This is a genomic window from Gordonia polyisoprenivorans (genome assembly GCF_017654315.1).
GTDB lineage: Bacteria > Actinomycetota > Actinomycetes > Mycobacteriales > Mycobacteriaceae > Gordonia > Gordonia polyisoprenivorans_A.
The window spans coordinates 3,877,895-3,903,066 of sequence record NZ_CP072203.1; the positions used below are offsets into that span (position 1 = coordinate 3,877,895).

Here is a 25,172-nt window from a genome sequence, read left to right on the forward strand (position 1 = left end):
CTGCAGGACCAACTGAACGTCTTCGTCCTCAGATATCTCGCCACTGATCCACACACTCACACCGATTCTCCGTTTTAGAGAACGATCGCGCTGGCATCGTGGTCCGACCGAGTGACAGGCGGACCGCGAGAGATCGCGTCTTTCACGGACTCACCTGCACGACACCGCTACACCTCGGCGACACGCCGCCGACGAATTACATCATTGTGATTTGTCGTCATAGCGAGGGCATACAGTAGGCGCGTCCGGACCGAACCGCGTGGCTAGGAGCACTCACGATGGCAGATCGATCGGCGATCGAGTGGACCGAAGCGACGTGGAACCCCGTCACCGGCTGCGACCGCGTCTCCCCCGGCTGCGACCACTGCTACGCGCAGACGCTCGCCAAGCGGCTGAAAGCCATGGGTTCAGCCAAGTACCAAGCAGATGGAGACCCGCGGACGTCCGGCCCCGGCTTCGGCCTCACGCTCCACCCTCAAGCGCTCGATGAGCCGAAGCGGTGGCGGAACCCGCGCGTGGTGTTCGTGAACTCGATGAGCGACTTGTTCCACGCGCGAGTTCCCATTGACTTCATCCGTGACGTGTTCGACGTGATGCGCGAAACCCCACAGCACACCTACCAGGTACTCACCAAGCGGAGCCTGCGTCTGCGTCGCGTCGCCGACCGGCTCGACTGGCCGGAGAACCTCTGGATGGGCGTCTCGGTCGAGAATTCCGACGTCCTCAACCGCGTAGACCACCTCCGTGAGGTGCCGGCAGCCGTCCGCTTCTTGTCCAGCGAGCCGCTCCTCGGCCCGCTGGACGGCATCAACCTCGATGGAATCGGTTGGGTGATCGCAGGCGGAGAGTCTGGTCCGAACTACCGGCCGATGGAACTCTCCTGGGCGAGGGGCATCCGCGACGCATGCCAGGAAGCCGACGTGCCCTTCTTCTTCAAGCAGTGGGGCGGGCGCACACCGAAAGCCCTCGGCCGCGAGCTCGACGGTCAGCTCTGGGACGAAATGCCGGGTTCGGCGGCGGGATAGTCCTCAGCCGTCTCGGTGATAGCGGAACGGCTCGACCGGCGGAGCCAGTGGCTCACGGACGGGCTCCTTCATGGCCAACTCGACGATCGTCTCAGCTCCGAACAGCCCCTCGTCGTCGTCTTTCGCGATGCGGCGCTCGATCTTCGCGGCGGTCCGCATCTTGTCGAGCGCAACCCCATGCTTAGCGAAGACTGAGGTCATGATCTTGTCGCCGGTCGCGTTCGCGGTCGCGAAGATGACGGTGTAGATCGGATGACCAGATGTGTTCGTGAACTCCAGAGGGATCGTCGTGGAGTAGCCGAGTTCACGTTCCAGCCTCCACCGCATGAGGTTCACGAGTTCCGCTCGGAAGGTCTCCGCGTTGATGACACCGTCTTTGCGGGCGTACCAGAGCTCACGCCACTGGTCAGTGTCGAACATGCGGTCCACTCGCTCGGCATATTCGGGGTCTGGCTCGTCGCCCGTGAACTGCAGTCCCCGCGGCAGCAGACCATGTCCGAAGTACAACCACAATTCGACTTTGAACCCGCGCTTGTTCTTCCGCCAGTTGGCGAGGTATCGGAGAGTCTCCCAGCGAATCTCGGCACTGAATTGATCGACCATCGCGAAGACCGCGGCGCCGCGGCGCCAGCTGTAGTCGTACGAGTCGAGGTGCCGAGGAATCACGACGTTGCAGTCGCCCGGCAGCACTACGAGGTCCCGCCCGGGGTGGGCCTGCTGAAGATCACGTCGCAGGGTCGCTGCGGTACGTGGCTGCAGCTCGCAGAGGACTACCCGATCGAACTTCGGTTCCGTCGAAAGCGCCCGGTGTCCTGACCCGAGGATGACGTTGCCAGTTCCTCGCTCGAAGTTGTCTGGCGCCCCTGCGAATAGGTCAAGGTAGAGCGTATGGCTCGCGACTTGGGAAGCGCGGGTAAACGCACCGAGGTAGTCCGAGAGTGCTTCAAGTTTGATTTTGGACCACGGACCCCACCCACGACGTCCCACGAACCACCTCCTGCGAGCGAATCTCCAGGTTGAGATACCTCGTGCAAGTATCGATGCCTGCCGGCGGTTATCACGCGAGGAGGACACACCGCGTGTCGCTGGTCACATCCACGGCGCCTCGCGGTCGCACCCCGCGCGGAGATGCTGCCCACTGCGGAGCACACTCCCGGGCCTCCGGGATATCGAGCAGTGTCGGGAACTCTTCGTGGCGCATGCGGTCCTCGGGGGTCGGTAGCGTTCACTGAGCACGATAGGAGGGTCGAAACGTTGCAGTTAGACGCGGATTTCGCGCCGATCATGTGCACGGCAACGGGCACTTGCACCCGGAGATGCAATAGCCCGCCACCTCGCAGCCGTCGTGACGGGCTTCTGTGCGCAGTGGCCTGCGCCGTGGCGTTCCCCGCGATCAGCCTATCGATCTCGCTCGCCGGGACCAACCTCCGTCGGCCGATCTTCACGCCGCGCAAGCGACCGTCCTTCAGCTGCGCGTAGATCAGCGACTCGGAGCACCTAAGAACCGCTCATCCGTCTCGCTCTGGTCTTCGCGCGCTGCAGCCCTGGGAGCAGCGTGACCGGGATCGGGAGGACGCGTCGGGCCCCGTCGGTCTTCGTGTCCGCGACCACCGCGCCGGCATCGGAGTGAACCTCTGCCGACCGCCGCCAGCATCCCCTTCTTCAGGTCAATGTAGTCCCGCCGAAGACCGGCGAGTTCCCCTCTGCGGAGTCCCATCTGGACGGCAAAGTGGTGAATGTGTTATTGGCGGTCGGCGGTCGCCTTCAAGTGTGCGGACAGCGACTGCACCTGAGCCACCGTCAGCGTCTTCGTTTCCCTCTCGCCGCGCGCGCGGGCGGCTTCACCAGACTGGCGGGGTTCCGACGCAGAGTTCCGTCCTCCACAAGTCGCTGCAGAACAGCGCGCAGTCGGGTGATCATCTTGCCGACGCTGGCGGGCGACCACGGACCGCAGGTGTCGGACGTGTACGCGGCGTTGTTGCCGGCCTTGCGCCATGTACCTGACAGCACCGTTCTTATGCCGATCTCGGACACCAGCTTCTCGATCGCTTCGCGGCGGAGGACTGCACCGGCCGGTCACCGAAACGTGCGACTGCTGGGCGCAGAACTGCGGCGTACGCGGTGACAATGTTCGATAGCCCGCCGAGTGCGTCGAGGTACGCATCCGCCGCCTCGCGTTAGGTGACGAATACCGGCGTCGCCTGCACGCCCCGGGGGAGCGATCACCGCGCCGACTGTTTGTACTCGTCGATCGCGTCCTGCACCTTACTGAACCTGGGCCTCTGCTGCTGCCGCTTACCGTCAGCTTTTCCCACCTGGACGCGGACCTCGTAGCGGGCCGCGCCGCTGGGCGGGTTACGACCTTCACGTAGTTGGGGATGCGCGTCATGCAGGTGACGGTAGACGCGATTACCGACGTTGAATCTCAACCTGTATCTTACTTGCCACCGGCGAGGCCTTCCCGGAGACGGGAAAACCCCTTCCGATGCTTTTCGGAAGGGGTTTTCCTTGTCGGGCTGACAGGATTTGAACCTGCGACCACTTGACCCCCAGGTATCAATTCGGGGTACCGGGACGTACATCGAGCCTGTTCACGGCACGTCTGGTACGTCCTGGTACCCCCAGTAATTCGGGTGGAATGGCGCACGAAATGGCGTACGTCGAACGGGTGATCGGCTCACTGATCGGACGCTGATTCGTCGTCGGCTGTCACGTTCGCCCCATCGCCCGGGGGTAGTGCTTTCTGCGGCTCGGGACTTCCGAACTCGCGAATCTCGCTGACTGTTTCACTGACGTTGGTCAGGATTCGGTTTGCCTCTTCGGTCGCGTCCGCGATTGGATTAAGGAACAGAACAAGCCCCGCCATCGCCGCGACGACCGTCTTCTTCCATTTGCCGTCCGCGAAACGGATAACCGGCACGGACAGTCCGAACAACGTCCGCGCATTCTCCATCACCGGCTCTGTACCGAAGGTCTCGGTATTCGACAGCAACCAGTCGATGTGATCGACGAGCGTCTTGACTTGTTGAGCTAGGTCGGTCGGCAGGCCAGCTTCCTCGACTAGCTTTCGCCATTCAGCGAGCGATTCGCGCAGATTTTCCAGCTTGTCGTCAGACAGCTCCGGGTAGACCGCCCGCCGCTGGACCTCCATGTGAAGACCGAGGCCCATCAAGTGATCCAGAATCGGTAGTCGGATGATCTTTGAAGCCGGTTGGTCCGTCCTGCCCCAGCCATCCCGGAAGACAACCGCGCCATGCCAGGCCGGTACGTACTGCAAATACAGCCGGGATTCGACCTCACCCGGGTCCAGCGAAGTTAGATGGGCCAGAACCTTGTTCATCAACCCCACCGCTTCGCCGTGCCGCAACGCGAACTCCGCCGTTCCTGGTTCTGCCCCAAGCGTCAGCTTCCAGCCTTCACCAACGGTTGTCGCCCCAGAGGTCGCAACCTTGCGCAGTATCGTGTCCAGCGCCGTTGCCGGGTTGTTCGGTATCGCCATAATGAACGAGTATTCCAGGCGGTACGGACAGATCAGGCGCGACTCACCAGGTCCATCAGTCGGTGTTCGCGCTGGAACCGAAGCATGGTGAACGCTTCGCGCATGGCGGGGTCGCCCAGGGCGCTCAGCGGCATTCCTGGGTCGTCAGGCAACCGGCAGGGGTCAGCGACCACGACGGACCCGGTTATGGCGTCCACGTCGCACTGAGCCAGGACGTACCCGCCCCCGTCGTCGGGTTTGATTCCGGCGTGCCGCAGACGGCGGCGTATTGCCCGGGGTGTGGTGCCCAGCATGGCGGCGACTTCGGCAACGTTCATCGGTGGTCCCTTCAGTGTCGAACATTGCTCATCCCCAATGATCCGGTGAAGGTCCAGCGGCGGCGGTCGGCCACACGGGGGTCTGGTGACGGGGCCGGTAGCGCGGTGGTCTGCCAGGCGCGAACCTGGACCTGGCCCACACCACCCACCATCAGGACGCGGTACTGGCTGGACTTCACCAGCGCGAGGACCAGACCGGCCAGCATTTCGGCCCGCCCTTGATCGAGCGCGTACACCGCGATGGTGAACGTCGGTGTGGCCAGGACGCCGGTCCGGTCTTCGGTTCCCCCGGTCAGTGACACCTGGATGAACTCCGCCGGCCTCCGTGCCGGTACGTCGTCATGCACCGGAAGCGTGGATGTATCCACCTGTGAGGCAATGCCTTTCATCATCGTCAACAAGGCCGGGGGTGCGGGCTTCATCCGTTCACCCGCTGAAGTAGGACCACACCACCGGGGTGCCAGCCCAGCGGGTTGTACTTGCCGGAGCCAGGCACACCGTGGACTTCGTAGGTGGTGTCTGGCTCGTCCAGTAGACGGAAACGGTCCCGCGATCCCACCTGATCGACCCATCCCTTCGGAGTCAACATGACGCGATCGACCACCAGCCGGTTGTGACCTTCCGTGATCGGTTCGGACGAGTCCGGGAAGTTGAACCCGTAACACTTTCGGTCGATTGGGTCGCCCCATTGCTCGATGGTGTTCCCGTAGTCATCTTCGCCGCCGTCGAGGAATGGCAAGTGCTGCACTGGGATTCGAGCCTTCACCAGTCCGACCCACCGTGTAGCGGGTTGCCCATGAAGTCGGCGTCTTCGCCTAGAAGGAACGGGTGGACATCGGGCACCGCTGGACCCCGGGTGTCGCCGGTCAGGATCGTGGAAGCGCGCGGTCGTCGCTTGTGCTCGGCACAGATGTCGGTCAGGTCGCGGATTTCCTGGGGCTGGAACAGTCCTCCGCTACTGCCTTTCAGTGTTTCGGCGTAGTCACCGGCCTGACGCTGGATAGCAGCGCCAGAGCCGCGTTCAGCGGCCCTGAGCACAGCACCACGAAGCGTGTCTTTGACGATTTCCTGTTGGACCGGCGTCAGGCCGGGGTATCCGGTGCCCAGGCAGGGGGCCACGCTGATGGCACGCGCCCAGGCGGATCGGATCATCGGGGTGGCCTGGTCTTCGGTCAGGTCGTCATCGAATGGACTCAGGTCACTGAACTGGATCGGTGGTGTGGGTAGCGCTGAAGTCATTGGTGCTCAATGCCTTTCAATGAAGGAGGCCCCGGGCACACACGGAGGGTTGTATGTGCCCGGGGCCAGGTCAATCAGCGGCGACGGCGGCGTTTGCTACCGAGGGGGCCGATCTTGCCCCCGGCCAGCTTGGTGTAGTGCTTCTTCGTCCAGCGGACACCGAACTCAGCGTTCGCGGTCCGACCCTGGGGCGTGATCTTGCCTTCAAAGTGCGCCATCGTGTCACTCCTCGCCAATCGTGAACTTGCCGATCCGGTTGGCACGCGGGACCACGTGGCCCACACGCCAGGTCGCACGGATGGCGATCGAATCGGAGTTGAAGTAGGCGTCGGTGCTGGTGGCCACCTGGATTTCGCCGTACGCGGAGATGACTTCGGCGGAGTCGATGACCAGACCCGACGACGCGGGTACCGCTGCACTGACCAGGACCGGGATCGACAGCAACAGTGCGGCGGCGTCGGTCACGCCTGCACCGATCAGGCTGGCGTTGCTGTTCGCGGCGGTCTTGAGCTTGCGCAGCGCGGCCCAGCCGATGGGGTCTAGGACCAGGTGTGACGGTGCGGCACCGTTGGCCTGAAGTTCGGCCACCAGGTCGATCAGGGCGTCCAGGTCGTCGGCCACCGGGTCACCAGCGACCACACCAGCGATGTTGACCAGACCGGCCACCGGGGCGACGGCGGGCGAAGTCGGGGCCACCTGGGACACGAAGAGTTGATCGGCCTTCTTGGTGATGGCGCGCTTGACGCTCTTGGCCAACTGGTCGGCGGTGCCGTTCTGCTCGAACTGCTCGCGGGATACCCGGACAAGCTGGGTCACCTTGCTGGTGTACGCCAGGGCTTCGGACAGAGCCGGATCAGATTCGGGGATTTCAGCCCCCTCAGCGGTCACCTGGGCGTCGTCGTCGGCAACGTAGGCCACCCGGACGGCGATCTGGTCGCCTTCCACGGTCGCGGCCTTCGTGGACGCCTGCACGATCAGCGCGTCAGGAACGATGTCGGTCGGCGCGAAGGTCTCGACATCGGGGTGCCATGCCTTCGCGGTGTTGTTGGTTGTTGCGGTAGCCATTGTTTCCTCATTCAGTAGTTGGATTGCGCGGGCCAACAAAAAAGGTGCCGACCCATGAGCGTCAATCAATCCGGGCAGCCAAGGCGATCGCTTTAGCCTAGAAAGGACACGGATTGACGAGCTTCAATGGGACGGCACCTGGCCTAAACCCAATCCGCCACTGACGGATATATCAACAATATCAGAACTATTCTCAACTCGGGAAAAGCCCGCCCCTGCACCGATGGCGAGCAATTCCCTTTATTCAGTTATGAGCCCGGAATAGGTATTCCCTCGTTCTCGTGGCTGAAATCTCCCGCAGCCGTAATTAACCTGGCGACCTACGTCTACCGGGGGTATGACGCACCTCACATAGGGGTATCCCCCTGGGCTGGTCAGGCGTCGATTCGGGGAGCGAATGCACCCTTCCAGGCTTCGTCCGCGTCCACCGTGGCGTCCACCCCATCGACGTTCTGGCCCTGGGTGCGATCAGGTGCCGGACGACGTGGACCATCCACGATCCCGAACCGTTCGCGTACGTCCTGCACCGCAGCACCGACCGCCGCGACATCCACCGTGCCGTCGTCGGTCAGCAGACCATCCAGGCCAGCGTCACCGCGTCCGGCCCAGAACGCTTCGGCCCGAACACCCTCGCCCAGTGCGGATTCCACCGCTGCACGCTGAAGCGCAGTCACCTGTCCCTTCAGTTGATCGACCTGTGCCCGTGCTTCGTTGCGTTCAACGCGGTACCGCGCTTCGCGATCGTTGCCGCCGCTCTGTTCGCCTGTACCTGCCTGACCCTGGTCAGTACCCGCATTCACACCCGACAGTTCGTCAGAGTTGTTGTCAGCCATTGCTCTTACCTTCTTCCTTGTCCATCAGTGCCACTGCTTCCAGGGTGTCCACCATCCTGTTGCTTGCTCGTAATACCGTGCGGCTCAACCACTTCACCTGTCGCTGTGCCCGCCGTAGTTCCTTCCGCGTGCTTGTCAGCTGGTGCCGTAGCTGTGCGTTCTTGGCCCGCTCTGCCTGGAGCGCACGCATACCCGGCGCACCCAGCGCGCTGTCAGTCACGACCACACCAGGCTGAACGCCAGCCAGATCGGCAGGGCTAGGGCCAGCACTGCCAGAACCTCGGCCACTGCCCCGCGTACCGCGTCGTCCGTTAGCCACGACATCATCCCTCCGTCCGAACGACGCCAATCCACATCGAGAGGTCGCGATCGTTGTCGTGGACGACCTGCCCGCCGTTGAGCGGAAAACGATCCTTGGCCGCGCCCTGATCGTCATAGGCCGTGTCTGGTGGCACGTTGTACCCCTGCATGACCTCACCGACAGCGGGGGTCATAGGTCCATCGGGTTCTGGATCGCTGTCCGACATCACACCCCGAAACTCGGGTAGTTCGGAAAAGTCCCGTGCTTGCATCTCGATCCTTCTTTCTGCCCCATCGCGGGGCTGTTGATCCGGCCACCGTGACCGGAAGGCTGTTGATTGAACCCCCGAATGGGGTCCTATATCTTCTGTAGGACTTCAATAGTTCAGAAGACCTGGTAGATACCTGTTTATGCGCCATCCGCCGGGGTTCAATGCTTCAATTCCCAAGATTGAACCCACCACAATCTGCAATTCATGACGTGACCTGCACATATTCCTAGCGATTGAAGGATTGCAGGTTTGCAGGGGGTAATAGGTTCAGTCATCGGAACTGCAATCGTCGTCGCGATCGTGATCCGCGTAGGACAGCGACCACAGCATTTCGCGCCTGTCGTTGCGCCGACCCTGGCCCGCTTGACCTTCGTCTACGATCTTCTGCCAAGCGGAGTCAACCGACCGGGGACTCACTGCCGCACACTTGTGTTCGGCAAGGACCTCGTTGGTCTCGATGATGGCCTTCGGTCGCGGAGTACGCCCCCGACTCAGAACCTGGACCAACGCCTTCGCGGCTGTCATTCGCTCGCGGTCCGGTGCAGCGTCAGCAGCGGCTCTCTTGCGGGCGTCCACGTACTGGTCCCACACCTTGACTGGAAGGCTCTCCTTGTGAACCAACTGCGCGACAGTGATTGCCTTACCGCGCTTCGTCTGTAGTCCCGTATCGACCTCGGCAAGCTCGAATCGGTGCGTCGTCTTGGGGTGCTTCAGGTTGGTCTTCTCGACGCCCGTGTACAGGCAACCGTCCTCCGGGTCGATGTAGGAAAACAGCGTGGCGCGAGCTTTCTTCCGCAGCGACAGCGTGAGTCCATAGACTTCGCGGGCTTCGGTCGCCTGACCGTTACCCCGGTTGGTGTGGGCGAGCAACAACACCCCCGCGCCGGTAGCTGTCGCGAACCGAACCCAGGTGGACATCGCCTGTAGTGATTCCTGGGGATTCTTCAGGTTGAGCTTTTCAACCGAGTCAGCCCACATGTCGATCGCCACGAAGTCCGGGCGGAAGTCCACCAGCGCGTCGGTGTACTCGTCATTGGGGAACATCGGGAAATCTGCGCCTGAGTTGTCGGAGAACATCACCAGGTAGGGCGAGTCTTCCGGCACGCCCAGCAGCTTCAGCCGCGTGGCCACCATGCTGGGTTCGGTGGCGATCAGCACGACCCGACGAGGTTCACCAGGCGGTATGTCCCACGGTGCCCATCCGGACCCAGTAGCCAGCGCTGCAAGGATATGGAGCGTAAGCGTTGTCTTCGCTGATTCTTCACCACCGAGCAAGACGGTAACGGCACCCTCGAATAGCCCTTCGCCGATCGGTTCAAATATCTGTTCGTCCACTTCATTCAGCCTTCGTAAACGTATGGGATTCTCGTAAACACCGTCACGGTCTTCTGATCCGGTATTCTTGGTGTCGGGCACTCCTTTGTTCCCTTTCTTATGCGCCGCACTCCGTTTACCCCGGGGTGTGGCGCTGTTCTTTGCCGCGTATGCGCTGAGAACCTGTTCATCGCGTGATCCCTCGGCCCATCGGTCTGGCATGAGATCGTCGGGGTCGTAGCCGCGTGCCTGTTCGACCGGGACACCGTGCTCAGCGCACGTCATCCAGAACCGCCAGAACGCTTTCGACACGTCCGGGGCTGAGTGAATCTGGCTGTAGGCGGTGCGAACCTTCGTTCGCGCCTTCAGTGACAGCGCTCCAAGGTCCATTGGCGCGATGTCGATCGCCCCACCTGTATCGGCCACCGCTTCACGGGGAACGTCGGCCAGAATGGCGTTGAGCGCTTCAACCGTGGTGCCCACACGGTTCTTGCCGATCGCCACGGGGCGCGGTGGGTCGTGCTTGAAGTTGAACGTGCTCGTAATGCGAAGCACCCCGTTCGGCTCAGCCTTCCCACCATCGACCACACCCAGCTTCCGATACAGGCGAGTCCCAAGGTCTTTGAGTTCGTCGTGGTCCAGGTCGCGGTCGAGCATGACGCGGACGTGGAAGTGTCCTTCGGTCCCGCTGTCGGTGATCGTCGCGCCTACTGCACGCAACAGATCGGTAGCCGCTTCGTCGTCGGCCAGTTCGTCAACCTCGAAACTGATGACGTTGGACGCGATTGTGGGACCGCTACGCGAATCGCTCTCACACAATGACGTTGGCTTGTAGACATCCCGGCCAGCCTTGACCAGTTCGACCACCCGACTGGCCGCGTCTGACGCCCGGTCCGGGTACTGGAAGAAGTCCTGGCCCCAGGTGCCCTTCTTCGTCACGGGGTCGCGGTCACGGACGTGGCCAATGCACACGTAACCGCGCCGGTCGCCGTAGTCACGGCGGAAGTCGTTCAGAACGTCCGCTCGTTTCACTGTTACACCCACGGGGTGCTTCCCTTCTTCCGAATACCTCGCTTCAGGCCGACATGCCCTGAGAACGGTCGATGAAGTCCTGGAGCGCGGAATCGGCTACGCGCCGCGCCCGACCGATCTTGAGCGATTTGATTTCGCCGCTATCCATTAGTCGATAGACCGACATTCTCGACATCTGAAGGTGTTCAGATACCTGGGCTACGGTGTACAGCTTCTCGGCCATTTCGGTTCGTCCTTTCCGTTATTGGGTAGTACCCAGTTAAACACAGCTTGTCTCTATTTGTGTTTATTTAACACTTAGTGACGACCTGTGTGCTTGCGGGACACCCAAGATACACCGTGCGCTTGGGAAGTCAACTAGCCGGGTGTATTGTGTTTCCCATGCGCAAAGAACAGACCAGCGGTTGGGCGCTGGACACATACAGAAGGTTCGGTGAGGCGGTCCAGGCCGCCCGGAAGGTGAAGGGGTGGACCGCACAGCAATTGTCCGACCGCACAACAGAACTCGGCTACCCGATTAGCCGGTCGGCCATCGCGAACACCGAGTCGGGACGTAAGAAGGCACTGGACCTGACCGAGGTTCTGATCCTGGCAAAGGCCCTGGACGTGTCGCCGCTCGAACTGATCTACCCGGGTCTACTCGACGCCGAAGTGGAAGTCTCCCCGGGTGTGGTCGTGCGGTCGTCGGACGCGGCCCTGGCCTTCGCAGGTGCCCAGGACTACAACCCCCTGTTCGACATCGCGGTGACCGAACAGGACCTAAAGGTGGTGGACGACCCGAACGGGTACAAGCGGATCGCCAGCGCGCGCCGAGACGCGAAGCGCCGGGGATGGGTGGTCAACGATGGCGAAGCGTAGGGGTAACTCGGAAGGAACGATCACCCAGCGTCCGAACGGGACGTGGCAGGGACGTATCCAGCGGACCGACCCAGACACCGGCAAGCGTGAGCGGGTGTCGGTCTACGGGAAGACGGCGGACGAAGCACGGGCGAAGCTGAAGGGCGTCCGTGAGCGCTGGGAAGCCGGGGCTCCTGCACGAGACGCCAAGGACAGCGTGGGGTCGTGGATGAAGCGCTGGCGGACCACTTCCCTGGTCGCTTCGGACCGGAAGCCGACGACGAAGGCCCTGTACGACGGACTCAGCCGTAAGCACCTGGAAGAAGGCGACTTCGCCGCCACACGCCTGGATCGGTTGCGGCCCAGTGACATTGAGGCGCTGATCGTCGCTCTACGAAAGAAGAAGCTGGCCGACTCCACGGTTCGGTCCATCTACACCGTGCTGCGTGCCGGACTCGACGGCGCGGTACGTGATGGCCTGCTGGCGACAAACCCGGCGACGAAGGTTCCCCGACCCCGTGTGGACCGCGACGAAGCCAAGTCCATCGGCCCCGATCAGGTCGCTCAGTTGCTTCAGGAAGCCCGATCCAGCCGGTACTACGTCGGCGTACTGATCATGGCCCATACCGGCCTACGGAGGGGCGAAGCGGCGGCACTTCGGTGGACTGACATTGACTTCACCAAGCGCGAACTGAACGTGACCCACACCCTGGCCCGGATCGACGGGGAGCTGTCCCTCAGCAAGCCAAAGACGAAGCGGTCGCGGCGACGGGTGCCACTGTCCGACGTCCTGGTTACCGAACTGAAGGCGACTCGCAAGCGTCAGGCCGAAGAACAGCTACGGGCTGGCTCGGCCTGGGCCGGTCACCAGCACATGGTGATGACCACCGAACTGGGCACGATGGTGGACCCCCGGAACCTCCTCCGCGTTGTGCAGGTCGCGGCAAAGGCGGCGGATCTCGAAGGCGTCGGCGCACACACGCTACGGCACAGCGCGGCGACAACTTGGTTGGAAGCTGGCGTTCATGTGAAGGCGGTCGCTGACCTGTTGGGCCACGGCTCCATCGCGGTTACCGGCGACCTGTACGGCCACACCACCGACGACGCGGCGCGGTCTGCGGTGACCGCCCTGGCCAAGCTGATCAAGTGAATGGCGTACTCAAATGGCGTACGAGGACGGAAAAGGGGCGGCTTCCGTTTCCAGAAACCGCCCCTGACCTGCGGTCGGGCTGACAGGATTTGAACCTGCGACCACTTGACCCCCAGTCAAGTGCGCTACCAAACTGCGCCACAGCCCGTTGCCGTGATCCGAGAAGCTCTCGTTATCAAGGCGTAGATGAGACTAGCCGACGATCTACCCAGGGAGCCAATCGGCTGGTCAGGGCACTGATCAGGAAGCGGCAGAGCGTTTCTTGTACCAGATCCAACCGCCGGTGACGATCAATGCGCCGATGAGCGATCCGATGATGCCGCTGGGGCGGAAGTTGATTCCGTCACCCGAGATCAGACTGATCAGGAGTCCACCGACGAACGATCCGACCAGACCCGCGACGATCGCGAGGCCCCAGTCGATGTTCCACATGTTCTTACCGCCGATGAGCAGTTGGGCGAGAGCGCCGATGACCATTCCGAACACGATGATTGCCAAGATGAGCACGAAAGGAGTATGTCACAGGGCAATCCGGCGATCTCGGACCCGACTGGTCAGCGTTTGCGGCGATCCCTCTTGTCGCGCACCCGCACGTTGATTCGCACGGGCGAACCATCGAAATTGAACTGCTCGCGCAGTCTGCGCTCCAGGAAGCGGCGATAGCCGGCCTCGAGGAAACCGGTGGTGAACAAGACGAACGTGGGTGGACGTACCGCGGCCTGCGTGGCGAACATGACCCGCGGTTGGCGTCCGCCGCGCAGTGGCGGCGGGGTGGCCGCGATGACCTCCTTGAGCCAATTGTTCAGCGGCCCCGTCGAGATCCGCTTGTCCCACGAGTCGAGCGCACCCTCGAGCGCAGGCACCAGCTTCTGCACGGCTCGGCCTGTCATCGCCGAGATGTTGACCCGCCGCGCCCACGGCACCCGCGCGAGTTCCCGGTCGATCTCCTTGTCCAGGGTGTACCGCCGGTCCTCATCGACCAGATCCCATTTGTTGAAGGCGATCACCAGCGCTCGACCCGAGTCGATGATCATCGAAAGAACGCGCAGATCCTGCTCGGTGATGGGCTCGGAAGCGTCGATCAGCAGGATCGCCACCTCGGCGGCGTCGAGCGCCGACCGCGTCCGCAACGATGCGTAGTACTCGTGACCGCTGGCCGTGCGGACCTTGCGCCGCAGACCCGCGGTGTCGACGAATTGCCACGTCTTGCCGTCGAGTTCGATCAGCTCGTCCACCGGATCCACGGTGGTACCGGCAACATTGTCGACCACCGAGCGTTCCGACCCGGCAAGCTTGTTCAGCAGCGAACTCTTGCCGACGTTCGGTTTCCCGACGAGCGCGACCCGGCGCGGCCCGCCGAGCCGGATACCGGCGTCCTCTCGCGGCGTATGCGGCAGCCGCTCGAGGATGACGTCGAGGACATCGCCGGCGCCTCGACCGTGCGCCGCCGACACCGGGTGCGGCTCACCGAGTCCCAGCGACCACAGTGAGGCCGCCTCGGCCTCCTGCCGCTCGCTGTCGATCTTGTTGGCCACCAGGATGACCGGGGTCTTCGATCGGCGCAGCGTGCGGGCGACGGCCTCGTCGGTCGTGGTGGCCCCGACGGTCCCGTCGACGACGAGCACGATCACGTCGGCCGTGCGCATCGCGAGTTCGGCCTGCGCCGCCACCGCTTGCTGTAGGCCCTTCGCATCCGGTTCCCAACCGCCGGTGTCGACGACGGTGAACCGGCGGCCCGACCACGTCGCCGAATACGAGACGCGGTCACGGGTCACGCCGGGGATGTCCTCGACGACGGCCTCACGGCGGCCGAGGATACGGTTCACGAGAGTTGACTTGCCGACGTTCGGGCGACCGACGATGGCGACCTCGGGGACCCGTTCGGCCTCCCCGAACTCCTCGATGTCGTCGAAGTCGCCGAGATCCCACTCGGTTTCGTCGCTCCAGGTGCCGTCGCCGGGCAGGGCGAGCGCGTCGGCTGTGCCGCCGGTGGCGTCGGACATGTCGGTCACGAGGCAACTCCGATCCGTGCGCGGACCAGTTCGACCAACCGGTCGAGAACCTGGTCCAGGGTCATGTCGCTGGTGTCCACCAGCACCGCATCGTCGGCCTGCCGCAGCGGGGACACCGCACGGGTCGAGTCGAGATGGTCGCGTCGGTTCACCGCGGCAAGGACCTCGGCGTGGTCGCTGGTCCGTCCCGCGGCGAGGTTCTGGCGGTGCCGGCGTTCGGCCCGCGCCTCGGGTGATGCGGTGAGAAAGATCTTGATCGCGGCGTCGGGGAACACCACGGTGCCGATGTCTCGACCCTCGACCACCAGCAGCTCCGATTCGGCCTGGCGGCGTTGCAGCGCAACGAGTTTGGTTCTCACGGCCGGGACCGCCGACACCGCGGAGACGGCGGCGGTGACCGCATCGGAGCGGATCGGACCGCTGACGTCCTCACTGTCGAGGAACACCCGCGATGAGCCGTCTCCGTTGGGACGCAAGGCGATATCGGCGGCGTCGACGGTTGCGGCAACCGCATCCGCGTCGGCGGGATCCACCCCGGCCCGCTGCACCGCGAGGGTGGCCGCGCGATACATCGCGCCGGTGTCGAGATAGTGCGCGCCGACCTTGTGCGCCAACAACTTCGACACACTCGACTTGCCGGTTCCGGCGGGGCCGTCGATCGCGATCACACCGCCGCTCACAGGCCGACCGCCTTGTACAGCGCACCGATCTCATCGCGCCCGAGTACCCGCAGACTTCCCGGACGCTGTTCGCCGAGGGCCACGGTGCCGATGTGGGTCCGCACCAGCGCCTGCACCGGGAAACCGACCTCCTCCATCAGCCGACGGACGATCCGATTCCTGCCCTCGTGCAACACGATTCGGACCTGGGACTCGCCCTGGTGCACACCGAGGATGGTGAAGCCGTCGACGGCGACCGGCCCGTCGTCGAGTTCGACCCCGTCACGCAGCGTGCGCACCAGCGACCGGGGCACCTCACCGCGCACCCAGGCCAGATAGGTCTTGGGCACCTCGTAGGACGGATGCATGAGGCGGTTGGCCAGTTCACCGTCGTTGGTGAGCAGCAACAGACCTTCGGTGTCGGCGTCGAGCCGGCCGACGTGGAAGAGTCGCTGACCCGACATGACCCGCTCGGCGACGATGTCACCGACGCAGGGGCGACCCTGGTCGTCGGACATCGTGGACTGCCAGCCCTTGGGCTTGTTCAGCGCGAGGTACTGCCGTGTCTCGTCCATGATGACCCGGGCGCCGTCGACCCGGATGATCGCGGTGTCGGGATTGATCCGCAGACCCTGCTCGGTGACGACCTCGCCGTCGACCTCGACACGCCCGGCGGCGATGAGCTCCTCGGCGCCGCGCCGCGAGGCCACACCGGCCTGCGCGAGCACCTTTTGCAGGCGCACCCCGTCGGCGACATAGGTGGCGCCCTGTTCCTCGACGTCGGGTGTGGGGCCCTGGTGGCGTGCGGGCCGGGCGTTGTTGAGCCGGATCCGACCGGCCTTCACATCGGGTTGCGAACTCCCCTTGCGGTGCCGCTTCTTGGCCTGTGCCGGCTGCTGGGCACCCGCGCCGCCGGCGCCCTTGCCCGCAGGCTTGCCGCCGCGCCGACCGCTCGCGGCGTTGTCTGCCCGCGAACCGTCGCCGGTGGCCTTGCCGCGCGGTGTGGCGTTTCTGTCCGCCCTACCGTTCTTGTCGGTCTTGCTGTTCTTGTCTGTCCTGCGTCGTCCCGGTGTGCCGTCCCGGCCAGCGGTTGCCATATCTCAGTCCTGATTCTCGAGGTCGTCGTCGGCGACGCCGATCGGCGATGTGCCGTCGGGTGCCCCCTCTGAGTCTGACGCTTTACCCGCGAGTTTGGCGAATCGGGGATCGGAGTTGAGTTCCTCGTCGAGGTCGTCGATGAGGTCGACGTCGGGCAGCAGGGGTGCGAGATCGGGCAGTTCCTCCAGTGAGGCGAGGCCGAGGCGTTCGAGGAACAATTCGGTTGTGCCGTAGGTGGTGGCGGTGGTCTGCGGATCGGTTCCGACCTCGTTGATCAGTCCGCGCGCCACCAGGGTTCGGATGACACCGTCGACGTTGACGCCGCGGATCGCGCTGACCCGCGCCCGCGAGACGGGCTGCCGGTAGGCGATCACCGCCAGGGTTTCCAGCGCGGCCCGGGTCAGTTTCGAGCGCGCACCGTCGAGCAGCAGTCGCTCGACGTAGGGTGCGTAGTCGGCTCGGGTGTAGTACCGCCAGCCGTCCCCGGCGAAGCGCAGATCGATTCCGCTGTGCGCCGAGGTCAGCTCCGCCGACATCTCGTTGAGCATCTCCCGGACCCGTAGCGCGTCGACGCCGATCGCGTTCGCCAGTTCGTCGGAGGTCACCGGTGTGTCGACGACGAGCAGCAGGGCCTCCAGTGCGGAGCGGAGTTCCGCGTCGTCGACGGTCTCGTCGGTGGCGACGTCGAGGGCGCCCTGACCGGGCTCGGAGGCACCCTCGGCTGTGTGGTCCCCGTGTCCCTGGTCCTCGAGTTCCTGGTCCTTGTGTCCCTGATCCTCGACTGCCCGCTCGGGGGATGGTGCGTCGTGCGGCTCGGTCATCCGTAGTCCTCTGCCTTGTCGAAACTCAGATCGTCGAGTTCTCGCTCCCCCGACCACAGCACCCGCAGGTCACCGAGCGCCTCGGGTTGGGAGAACGTGATCGCGCGTTCCCGGAACAGTTCGAGCAAAGCCAAGAAGCTGCCGACCACCTCCAGCGGGCTGGCGCAGCCGGCGACGAGTTGACCGAAGGTCAGCCCGTCGCCGGGTGCACTGTCGGCCAGCAGTCCCGCCATCCGTTGCGCCTGCGCTGGCACCGACACCTGGTGCGAGTCGTGCAGGTGGTCGAGACCCACGGTCGGTATCGGCCGCGGTCGCAACGCCGCCGCGGCGACCTCGGCGAACCCTCCGGGCGTGACACCCAACGTCACCTCGGGCAACAGATCGGCGTAACGCTCCTCCAGCGATACCGCACGCGGATACCGTTGGAGCGCAGCGGCTTCCAACTCACCGAACAGCGCCGCCACCTGCTTGTACGCACGGTATTGCAGGAGCCGCGCGAACAGCAGGTCGCGCGCCTCGAGCAGCGCGAGATCCTCGGGATCGTCGACCTCCCCGGACGGCAACAGACGGGCGGCCTTGAGATCGAGCAGCGTCGCGGCCACCACGAGGAATTCGGTGGTCTGCTCCAATCCCAACTCCGGTCCCATCTCCCGGGTGTAGGCGATGAAGTCGTCGGTCACCTCGTGCAGCGCCACCTCGGTCACGTCGAGGCGATGCTGACTGATTAGGTTGAGCAGCAGGTCGAAAGGGCCCTCGAAGTTCGCCAAACGTACGCGAAAACCGGAGTCCGGCTCAGCCGGTGCCGAGTCGGGAGCAGCATCTGCCCCGCCGACGTCGCTCGGTTCGCTCATGCCTGCTTGACGTTGCGCGCGATGACCTCACGAGCCAGAGCCCGATAAGCCTGTGCTCCAGCAGATTTCGGCGCCCACGAGGTGATCGGTTCGCCGGCCACGCTGGTTTCCGGGAAGCGGACGGTGCGCGCGATGACGGTGTCGTACACCTTGTCGCCGAACACCTCGACGACCCGCGCCATCACCTCCCGGGAATGCAGGGTGCGCGCGTCGAACATGGTCACCAGGATTCCGCCGACGTCCAGACGCATGTTGAGGCGGTCGTGGACCTTCTCGATGGTGTCGGTGAGCAACGCCAGTCCACGCAGGCTGAAGTACTCGCACTCCATCGGGATCAGCACCGTGTCGGCGCAGGCCAGGGCGTTGACGGTGAGCAGGCCCAGCGACGGCTGGCAGTCGATGAGCACGACGTCGTAGCGGTCGAGGACCGGATGCAGGGCACGGGCCAGAGCCTGTTCGCGGCCGACCTCGGTGACCAGTTGGATCTCGGCGGCCGAGAGGTCGATGTTGCTGGGCAGCAGGTCCAGCCCGTCGACCCGGGTACGCATCAGCACCTCGTCGGTGGGTGCATGCGGCGGCACGAGCAGGTTGTAGACGGTCTCGTCGAGTTCGTGATGCGGCACACCCAATCCCGCGGACAGCGCACCCTGCGGGTCGAGGTCGACCAGCAGCACGCGGCGGCCGTACTCGGCGAGGGCCGCACCCAGATTGATCGTGGAGGTGGTCTTGCCGACCCCACCCTTCTGGTTACAGACCGCGATGACCGTCGCCGGTCCGTGCCGATCGAGCGGGGTCGGTTCGGGAACGGGACGGTAGGGACGACCGGTGGGACCGATCTGATCGTCGGCCTGGACCCGTGCGGTGCGGTGATCGGTCTCGTCGATGTCCGCGCCGCTGGGAACCTCGAGACGGTACTGGTCGTCGAAGTGGGCGCTGGGTCGCCGGGTGCTCGAGATACTCACCGCTGCGCAGCCCCCTTTCTGTCGTCTCGGCCCGGCCGTTTCGGCCCGGACCTCCACCAAAGCCTAGTGGGTCGCGCCGACGATCCCGTGGAGCATCGCCGCAACCATGAGCGTTCGTCGCCGACCGCGTCACCGCGCCCGTGGGTGCGCGGTCGCGTACACCTCGCGCATCGTGTTCACCGTCACCAGCGTGTAGACCTGAGTCGTCGTCACCGACGCATGCCCCAACAGTTCCTGGACCACGCGAACATCGGCTCCGCCGTCGAGGAGATGGGTGGCGAAACTGTGCCGCAGGGTGTGCGGCGACACCGCGCCCTCGAGTCCGGCACGTTCGGCCGCCGCCGCCAACACCTGCCAGGCACCCTGTCGGGTGAGCCGGCCCCCGCGGGCGTTGAGGAACAGTGCCGCGGTCGATCTACGCACGAGCGTCGGGCGTCCGCGTACCAGGTATGCCTCGAGAGCATCGACGGCCGGCCCGCCGACGGGCACCACCCGCTCCTTGCCGCCCTTGCCGCGTAACCGCACCGCCCGGGTGTCGGTGTCGATGTCGTCGAGATCGAGCCCGGTGGCCTCGGAGATGCGTGCGCCGCAACTGTAGAGGAGCTCCAGGAGTGCTCGATCACGGAGCGCGCGTGCGTGATCGGGGGCTCCGGAGGCGTCCAGGATGCGTTCGACGTCGCTCACCGACAACGCCTTGGGTAGCCGGCGAGCCGGGCTCGGCGGGCGAACCGCGTGGGCGACGTCGTCGGCGACCAGCCCCTCCGCCGCGGCGAACTTGTGAAAACCTCTGGTGGCCACCAGGGTTCGCGCCACCGAACTCTCCGCGAGCGGCCGTTCCCCGGATTCGGGGGCACCCCTGCGCAACGCGACGAGGAACTCACGGACATCGGCTTCGGCCACGTCGGCGAGATCGTCGATCTTCCGTGCACGCAGGTACTGCCGATAGCGTCCGAGGTCACGACCATAGGAGCTCAGCGTGTTCGCCGCAACGCCACGTTCGACGGTCAGATGATCGAGATAGCGGGTGATCGCCACGTCGATGCCCACCTGCTCGGTCATGCCGACTCCTCGCTTCCGATCCGCACTCCCCGACTCCCGGCGTGGCCCGCCGGTCGGCGCCTACCGGCGCGCGCCGCGCTCCCGCCGGGCACGAAAAGCACTCGGCTCGTCGCGCCAGGGTGCCTCCACCGGCCGCAACGTGACCTCGCCCCGATCGGCCGCCGCGACAGCCAGGATGCCCGCGACGCTGGTCGCATTCACGATGTCACCGGCGAACACCTGGCGGACCGCATCATTGGTGGCGATCCACTCGATCGACATGTCGGCTTCCTCATCGCTGCGCTCGGCCGCGGTGAGCGCGTGCAACCCCTCGGCGAGGTAGAGGCGTAGCGCCTCGTCGGTGAAACCCGGCGACAGATCCAGATCGACCAGCACCTGCCACCGATCGGCAGCGAGGTCGGTTTCCTCGGCCAGTTCGCGTCGGGCGGCGTCCACCGCCGTTTCCGTCCCGGCCTGATCGAGGAGCCCGGCAGGCAATTCGAGCAGGCGGTGTCCGATCGGATGCCGGTATTGGCGGACCATCGCGATCCGACCCTGCTCGTCGCGGGCCACGACGGCCACCGCGCCGAAATGCTCGACGACCTCACGCTCGGCGGTTCGGCCACCGGGCATGACGACCTCGTCGACCCGCAACGCGAGGATCGCTCCGTCGTACACCAGGCGTGAACCACGAACCCCGAAGTCGTGGGTTCCGGCGCCGTCGGAAGCGGTGTCGCTCAAGCGCGATCGCCTCCGGCGTCGACTGCCCCGGCGGTCGCGACCTCGGACTCGTCGTTCTCGGCCTGCGGCGCGTCGTAGTCACCGAGGTCCACCGGAAGCCGTTCGGCCGCTTTGTATTTCAGAGCCGCATCGATGAACGCGCGGAACAGCGGGTGCGGGCGCGTCGGTCGGCTCTTCAGCTCCGGGTGGGCCTGGGTGGCCACCAGGAACGGGTGCACCTCGGAGGGATACTCGACGAACTCGACGAGATGCCCGTCGGGCGAGGTCCCGGAGAAAACCAGCCCGGACTCGGCGATGGTGTCGCGGTAGGTGTTGTTCACCTCGTAGCGGTGACGGTGACGTTCGGAGACCTCGGTGGTGCCGTAGGCCTTGGCGACCACCGAACCCTCTTTCAGCGTCGCCGGATAGGCACCCAGACGCATGGTTCCGCCCAGATCCGCCTCGCCGGCGACCGCATCGTGCTGGTCGGCCATCGTCGAGATCACCGGATGTGGTGTGTCCGGATCGAATTCGTCGGAACTGGCATGGTCGAGACCGACCGAGCGCGCCGCCTCGATGACGATGCACTGCAAGCCCAGGCACAGACCGAGGAGCGGGATGCCGCGACGGCGGGCATAGCTGATCGCGCCGACCTTGCCCTCAATGCCTCGAATACCGAAGCCCCCCGGGATGAGCACGCCGTCGACGTCGGAGAGCGCGGCCTGCGCCCCCTGCGATGTGGCGCATTCATCCGACGGCACCCACTTGATCTCGGTGCGCGCACGCCACGCGAAACCACCGGCCCGAATCGCCTCGGTCACCGACAGGTAGGCGTCGGGCAGGTCGACGTACTTGCCCACCAACGCGATTCGCACGGTCTCGCGGGGCTCGTGCACCCGATTGAGCAGCTCACCCCATTCGGTCCAATCCACGTCGCGGAAGGGCAGACCGAGTTTGCGGACCACGTAGGCGTCGAGTTGCTCGCTGTGCAGCACCTTGGGGATGTCGTAGATCGACGGCGCATCGGGTGTGGAGATGACGCCTTCGATGTCGACGTCGCACATGAGCGCGATCTTCTTCTTGAGACCTTCGGGGACGTCGCGGTCGCACCGCAGGATGAGCGCATCGGGCTGGATGCCGACGTTGCGCAGCGCGGCCACCGAATGCTGGGTGGGTTTGGTCTTGAGCTCGCCCGACGGCGCGAGGTAGGGCACCAGCGACACGTGCAGGAAGAAGACGTTGTCGCGCCCCACGTCGTGGCGGATCTGGCGGGCGGCCTCGATGAACGGCAACGACTCGATGTCACCGACGGTGCCACCGATCTCGGTGATCACCACATCGGGTGCCTCGCCGTCGTCGCCGGGCTCACGCATCGCGAGGACCCGCGACTTGAGTTCGTCGGTGATGTGCGGGATCACCTGCACCGTCTCGCCGAGGTACTCGCCGCGTCGTTCCTTGGCGATGACGCTCGAATACACCTGTCCGGTGGTCACATTCGCCGACTGCGACAGGTTGCGGTCGAGGAAGCGCTCGTAATGCCCGACGTCGAGATCGGTTTCCGCGCCGTCCTCGGTGACGAAGACCTCACCGTGCTGGAACGGATTCATCGTTCCCGGATCGACGTTGAGATACGGGTCGAGCTTCTGCATGGTGACCCGCAGACCGCGGGCCGTGAGGAGCTGACCGAGACTCGAGGCGGTCAAGCCCTTACCCAGGGACGAGGCGACTCCGCCCGTCACGAAAATATGTTTGGTGCCCGTATGAACGCGCAGTGGTCGCAAAACCGTTTCTCCCGTCGGCCGGATCAGGTCATGAAAGCCTGCTCACCTACGGGACTCCAGGGTAACACCACAGCGGGCTCGCGCCCGCCACGACACCGACGGGGCGGGCAGCCCCGCGTGTCGCGGCGGACGTCGGGTCACCGGTGACGATGTGCGCGCGTGGTGCGCTGCGCCTGGACTGCTCAGGCCGGTTGGGACTGAGCCGGTTGCGCGCCGACGGTGATGGCGCTTGCCCCCGGACCGGAGCCGAAGGAGCCGGACCGGCCCTGGCTCTCCTCGTCGAGCGCGAGGACGGTGGTGATCAGGCCGGTCTGGGCGTCGACGTTGTCGATCGTGGTGATCGCGTTGCGCAACGCCGGGTCCGAACGAATCACCGCTATCGGTGACACTCCCGTCGCCGAACCGCTGCGACCGACGAGTTCACCGCCCTGTGCACGGGCGGTCATCGCCGCGGCCAGCCGGGCGACCAGTTGCCCCTGGGCACCGGAGTTCTCCGGGAGCGCGTCGCCGGAGACGAACACCACCAGATCGGCGGGCCGGATCGCGTTGTCGACGTAGGTCAGGAAACCGCCGTCGCGCAGGGTTTGCAGCCCGGTCTGGCGATCGGCGACCGCGGCAGCGTTCTGATCGCTGCGGTGCATCACCAAGGTCCCCAACAGATCCCCGACCCGTGCGCCCGAGTCGGTCAGTTCCGCACGCAGTGTCGCACCCGGGGGAATCGTCTGGTCGACGATGGTGCGAACCTGTTCGGCGCTGTCGTCGCGCACGAGCTTGTCGGTGAGGCCGAGCTGCCCGGAAAACGTTGCACCCGCAGTCGACAGCGACTGTTTGACGGCGTCGACGTCGGAGTCGGCGGCGTTGGGCGTGGTGACGACGAGAACGGCGTGGCCCTTGAGCTGATCGGCGATCAGCCGCGGAGCGATCGCGGCGTCAAAGCTGTTCGCGGCGTTCACCTGATCGTTGAGACCGTCGCGCTGCTGCTCGAGGTCGCCGATCCGATCACGGCTCGTACCGGTCAGGGAATTGACGCGATCACCCACGAACCCCGAGCCGAGGAACAACCCCAGCGCGAGGGCCAAAAACACCGCCACCAACGAGATGGCGTGCTGGCGTAGAGAAATCATGTCCTACCTGTTCCAGACTCCCCGAGCCCACTCGAACAAGTGGTTCCATTGGGCCACAGCCCAATCGGTGATCTCCGGTCCCGCGCTCGAGAGCATCACCGCGGCGATGACCGCGATCAGCGCGGCGAGAATGACGCAGGCGATCGCCGCGCCGGACACCCGGCTGCGATACAGCGTCGCGACCGCCTTGGCGTCAACAAGTTTGGGTCCGACCTTGAGCCGGGTCAGGAACGTCGACGGCGTCGACTCACGACGCGAGCGGTCGAAGAAGTCGTCGAGAGATCCGCCGTAGCCGGCGGTGACGATGAGGTCGGCGCCATGGAAGTCGGTGAGCAGCAACGCGAGATCGGCCGCGGTTCCGGCGGCCGGGAAGGTCGTCGCACCGATGCCGAGGTCCTGGATGCGTTCGAGGCCGGGGGCGTGTCCGTCGGTGTCTGCGGGCAGCACCACCTGCGCACCACACCGCAGCGTCGCCGCCTTCATCTGTTCCGGGTCGCCGACAACGATCGCCGGTTTGTACCCCGCCTTCACCAGAGTGTCGGCGCCCGCACCCACGCCGACGAGAACCGGTGAGTACTCCTTGATGAACGGCTTCAGTGAACGCAGTTCGGTCCCGCGATCGGGTCCGTCGGCGACGATGACCACATGCTTGCCGGCCAGGGACACATCGATGTCGGGCACGCCGACACCGTCGATCAGAAGTGGCGACTCGCTGCGGATGAATTCGATCGTGTTGCCGGAGAAGGCTTCCAGATGATCGACCAGTCCGGTCTTGGCGTCGATCATCATGCTCGCGATGTCGTGCTCCTCGAGCGTGGTGCCGCGCGCGAGACGCCGGTCCCCGACCATCAGACGGTCATCGTGGACACGGAGCTTGGCGCCGTCCTTGACCCGCTTGAAGACCTCCGGTCCGACCTCGTCGAGCAGGACGATGCCGGAGGCGACCAGCACCTCGGGACCCAGATTCGGATAGCGGCCGCTGATCGACCGGGATGCGTTGACGACGGCGACGACGTTCGCCTCCACGAGCGCGTCAGCGGTCACGCGATCGAGATCGACCTCGTCGAGGATCGCGATGTCACCCGGCCCCACACGTTCGAGGAGGCGTTTGGTGTTCTTGTCGATTCTGGCGATACCAATGACGCCAGGCAGTTCTTCGGTGTTCCGCGCGAGCAGTGCAGGCATCTTCATGACCGCCATGATTGACCGCCCCGCGCATCGAC

29 protein-coding genes and 1 tRNA gene are annotated in these 25,172 nt (G+C 64.9%); 3 read left to right on the plus strand and 27 right to left on the minus strand.

Translation table 11 applies throughout. The features are described 5' to 3' along the window. The first annotated feature begins 278 nt into the window (after positions 1-278). Positions 279-1,025, plus strand: a complete 747-nt coding sequence (locus tag J6U32_RS17450; RefSeq protein ID WP_208791437.1) for a DUF5131 family protein — start codon at positions 279-281, stop codon at positions 1,023-1,025. Positions 1,026-1,028: 3 nt separating this feature from the next. Here J6U32_RS17450 and tcmP read toward each other — a convergent pair whose 3' ends face one another. The 14 genes from tcmP to J6U32_RS17525 all read right to left on the minus strand — a co-directional run bounded on the left by tcmP (position 1,029) and on the right by J6U32_RS17525 (position 11,119). Beyond that, positions 1,029-2,012 carry a three-Cys-motif partner protein TcmP gene (tcmP, locus tag J6U32_RS17455; RefSeq protein ID WP_208791438.1) on the minus strand — a complete coding sequence of 328 codons (984 nt, stop codon included), beginning with the start codon at positions 2,010-2,012 and terminating at the stop codon, positions 1,029-1,031. An 813-nt stretch (positions 2,013-2,825) separates the two neighbouring features. After that, the gene (locus J6U32_RS17465) at positions 2,826-3,059 is read right to left on the minus strand and encodes a hypothetical protein (RefSeq protein WP_208791439.1); all 234 of its coding nucleotides are present in this window, start codon (positions 3,057-3,059) and stop codon (positions 2,826-2,828) included. A gap of 643 nt (positions 3,060-3,702) precedes the next feature. After that, on the minus strand, positions 3,703-4,524 hold the full coding sequence (locus tag J6U32_RS17470) for a hypothetical protein (protein ID WP_208791440.1): 822 nt from the start codon (positions 4,522-4,524) through the stop codon (positions 3,703-3,705). A gap of 32 nt (positions 4,525-4,556) precedes the next feature. Then, positions 4,557-4,841: a hypothetical protein gene (locus J6U32_RS17475; protein ID WP_208791441.1), complete on the minus strand. Its 285-nt coding sequence runs from the start codon at positions 4,839-4,841 to the stop codon at positions 4,557-4,559. Between the two features lie 11 nt (positions 4,842-4,852). Beyond that, a complete protein-coding gene (locus J6U32_RS17480) occupies positions 4,853-5,263 on the minus strand; it encodes a hypothetical protein (RefSeq protein WP_208791442.1) in 411 nt (136 codons plus the stop codon). Beyond that, the gene (locus J6U32_RS17485; RefSeq protein WP_208791443.1) at positions 5,260-5,580 is read right to left on the minus strand and encodes a hypothetical protein; all 321 of its coding nucleotides are present in this window, start codon (positions 5,578-5,580) and stop codon (positions 5,260-5,262) included. The genes J6U32_RS17480 and J6U32_RS17485 overlap by 4 nt, the downstream gene beginning before the upstream one ends. A gap of 23 nt (positions 5,581-5,603) precedes the next feature. Next, the gene (locus J6U32_RS17490) at positions 5,604-5,993 is read right to left on the minus strand and encodes a hypothetical protein (RefSeq protein WP_208791444.1); all 390 of its coding nucleotides are present in this window, start codon (positions 5,991-5,993) and stop codon (positions 5,604-5,606) included. A 161-nt stretch (positions 5,994-6,154) separates the two neighbouring features. After that, a complete protein-coding gene (locus J6U32_RS17495; RefSeq protein WP_208791445.1) occupies positions 6,155-6,298 on the minus strand; it encodes a hypothetical protein in 144 nt (47 codons plus the stop codon). 4 nt (positions 6,299-6,302) lie between these two features. Beyond that, the gene (locus tag J6U32_RS17500; protein WP_208791446.1) at positions 6,303-7,145 is read right to left on the minus strand and encodes a phage major capsid protein; all 843 of its coding nucleotides are present in this window, start codon (positions 7,143-7,145) and stop codon (positions 6,303-6,305) included. A 374-nt stretch (positions 7,146-7,519) separates the two neighbouring features. After that, positions 7,520-7,978: a hypothetical protein gene (locus J6U32_RS17505; RefSeq protein WP_208791447.1), complete on the minus strand. Its 459-nt coding sequence runs from the start codon at positions 7,976-7,978 to the stop codon at positions 7,520-7,522. Beyond that, complete coding sequence (locus tag J6U32_RS17510) at positions 7,971-8,198, minus strand: hypothetical protein (protein ID WP_208791448.1); 228 nt, start codon at positions 8,196-8,198, stop codon at positions 7,971-7,973. Before J6U32_RS17510 ends, J6U32_RS17505 begins: the two co-directional genes overlap by 8 nt. A 103-nt stretch (positions 8,199-8,301) precedes the next feature. Continuing rightward, positions 8,302-8,472 (minus strand): hypothetical protein, encoded by a 171-nt coding sequence (locus tag J6U32_RS17515; RefSeq protein ID WP_208791449.1) that lies wholly within the window; start codon positions 8,470-8,472, stop codon positions 8,302-8,304. Positions 8,473-8,817: 345 nt separating this feature from the next. Next, complete coding sequence (locus tag J6U32_RS17520) at positions 8,818-10,896, minus strand: AAA family ATPase (RefSeq protein ID WP_208791450.1); 2,079 nt, start codon at positions 10,894-10,896, stop codon at positions 8,818-8,820. A gap of 43 nt (positions 10,897-10,939) precedes the next feature. Next, on the minus strand, positions 10,940-11,119 hold the full coding sequence (locus tag J6U32_RS17525) for a helix-turn-helix domain-containing protein (protein ID WP_208791451.1): 180 nt from the start codon (positions 11,117-11,119) through the stop codon (positions 10,940-10,942). Positions 11,120-11,277: 158 nt separating this feature from the next. Here J6U32_RS17525 and J6U32_RS17530 point away from each other — a divergent pair, with 158 nt between their 5' ends. Next, positions 11,278-11,754, plus strand: coding sequence for a helix-turn-helix domain-containing protein (locus J6U32_RS17530; protein WP_208791452.1), 477 nt, complete (start codon positions 11,278-11,280; stop codon positions 11,752-11,754). Next, entirely contained in the window at positions 11,741-12,883 is a 1,143-nt protein-coding gene (locus J6U32_RS17535) for a tyrosine-type recombinase/integrase (protein WP_208791453.1), read from the plus strand. Before J6U32_RS17530 ends, J6U32_RS17535 begins: the two co-directional genes overlap by 14 nt. 74 nt (positions 12,884-12,957) lie before the next feature. Here J6U32_RS17535 and J6U32_RS17540 read toward each other — a convergent pair. From J6U32_RS17540 to steA, 13 genes are all read right to left on the minus strand, one after another. Beyond that, a tRNA-Pro gene (locus J6U32_RS17540) sits at positions 12,958-13,031 on the minus strand. Positions 13,032-13,123: 92 nt separating this feature from the next. Further along, positions 13,124-13,390 (minus strand): GlsB/YeaQ/YmgE family stress response membrane protein, encoded by a 267-nt coding sequence (locus J6U32_RS17545; protein ID WP_208791454.1) that lies wholly within the window; start codon positions 13,388-13,390, stop codon positions 13,124-13,126. A 47-nt stretch (positions 13,391-13,437) separates the two neighbouring features. After that, on the minus strand, positions 13,438-14,886 hold the full coding sequence (gene der / locus J6U32_RS17550) for a ribosome biogenesis GTPase Der (protein WP_208796182.1): 1,449 nt from the start codon (positions 14,884-14,886) through the stop codon (positions 13,438-13,440). A gap of 5 nt (positions 14,887-14,891) precedes the next feature. After that, positions 14,892-15,575, minus strand: coding sequence for a (d)CMP kinase (cmk, locus tag J6U32_RS17555; RefSeq protein WP_208791455.1), 684 nt, complete (start codon positions 15,573-15,575; stop codon positions 14,892-14,894). Beyond that, positions 15,572-16,651, minus strand: a complete 1,080-nt coding sequence (locus J6U32_RS17560) for a pseudouridine synthase (protein ID WP_208791456.1) — start codon at positions 16,649-16,651, stop codon at positions 15,572-15,574. The genes cmk and J6U32_RS17560 overlap by 4 nt, the downstream gene beginning before the upstream one ends. 3 nt (positions 16,652-16,654) lie before the next feature. Then, positions 16,655-17,473 (minus strand): SMC-Scp complex subunit ScpB, encoded by an 819-nt coding sequence (gene scpB, locus J6U32_RS17565; RefSeq protein WP_208791457.1) that lies wholly within the window; start codon positions 17,471-17,473, stop codon positions 16,655-16,657. Continuing rightward, on the minus strand, positions 17,470-18,324 hold the full coding sequence (locus tag J6U32_RS17570; RefSeq protein WP_208791458.1) for a segregation and condensation protein A: 855 nt from the start codon (positions 18,322-18,324) through the stop codon (positions 17,470-17,472). The genes scpB and J6U32_RS17570 overlap by 4 nt, the downstream gene beginning before the upstream one ends. Further along, positions 18,321-19,286, minus strand: coding sequence for a ParA family protein (locus J6U32_RS17575; RefSeq protein WP_020171117.1), 966 nt, complete (start codon positions 19,284-19,286; stop codon positions 18,321-18,323). The genes J6U32_RS17570 and J6U32_RS17575 overlap by 4 nt, the downstream gene beginning before the upstream one ends. Positions 19,287-19,415: 129 nt before the next feature. Continuing rightward, positions 19,416-20,345, minus strand: coding sequence for a site-specific tyrosine recombinase XerD (xerD, locus tag J6U32_RS17580; RefSeq protein WP_079929889.1), 930 nt, complete (start codon positions 20,343-20,345; stop codon positions 19,416-19,418). A gap of 60 nt (positions 20,346-20,405) precedes the next feature. Beyond that, positions 20,406-21,065 (minus strand): NUDIX hydrolase, encoded by a 660-nt coding sequence (locus J6U32_RS17585; RefSeq protein WP_280118960.1) that lies wholly within the window; start codon positions 21,063-21,065, stop codon positions 20,406-20,408. Further along, the gene (locus tag J6U32_RS17590) at positions 21,062-22,825 is read right to left on the minus strand and encodes a CTP synthase (RefSeq protein ID WP_208791459.1); all 1,764 of its coding nucleotides are present in this window, start codon (positions 22,823-22,825) and stop codon (positions 21,062-21,064) included. The genes J6U32_RS17585 and J6U32_RS17590 overlap by 4 nt, the downstream gene beginning before the upstream one ends. Before the next feature lie 182 nt (positions 22,826-23,007). Beyond that, entirely contained in the window at positions 23,008-23,949 is a 942-nt protein-coding gene (locus J6U32_RS17595) for a copper transporter (RefSeq protein ID WP_208791460.1), read from the minus strand. A gap of 3 nt (positions 23,950-23,952) precedes the next feature. After that, positions 23,953-25,140: a putative cytokinetic ring protein SteA gene (gene steA, locus J6U32_RS17600; protein ID WP_079929894.1), complete on the minus strand. Its 1,188-nt coding sequence runs from the start codon at positions 25,138-25,140 to the stop codon at positions 23,953-23,955. Positions 25,141-25,172 lie beyond the last annotated feature (32 nt).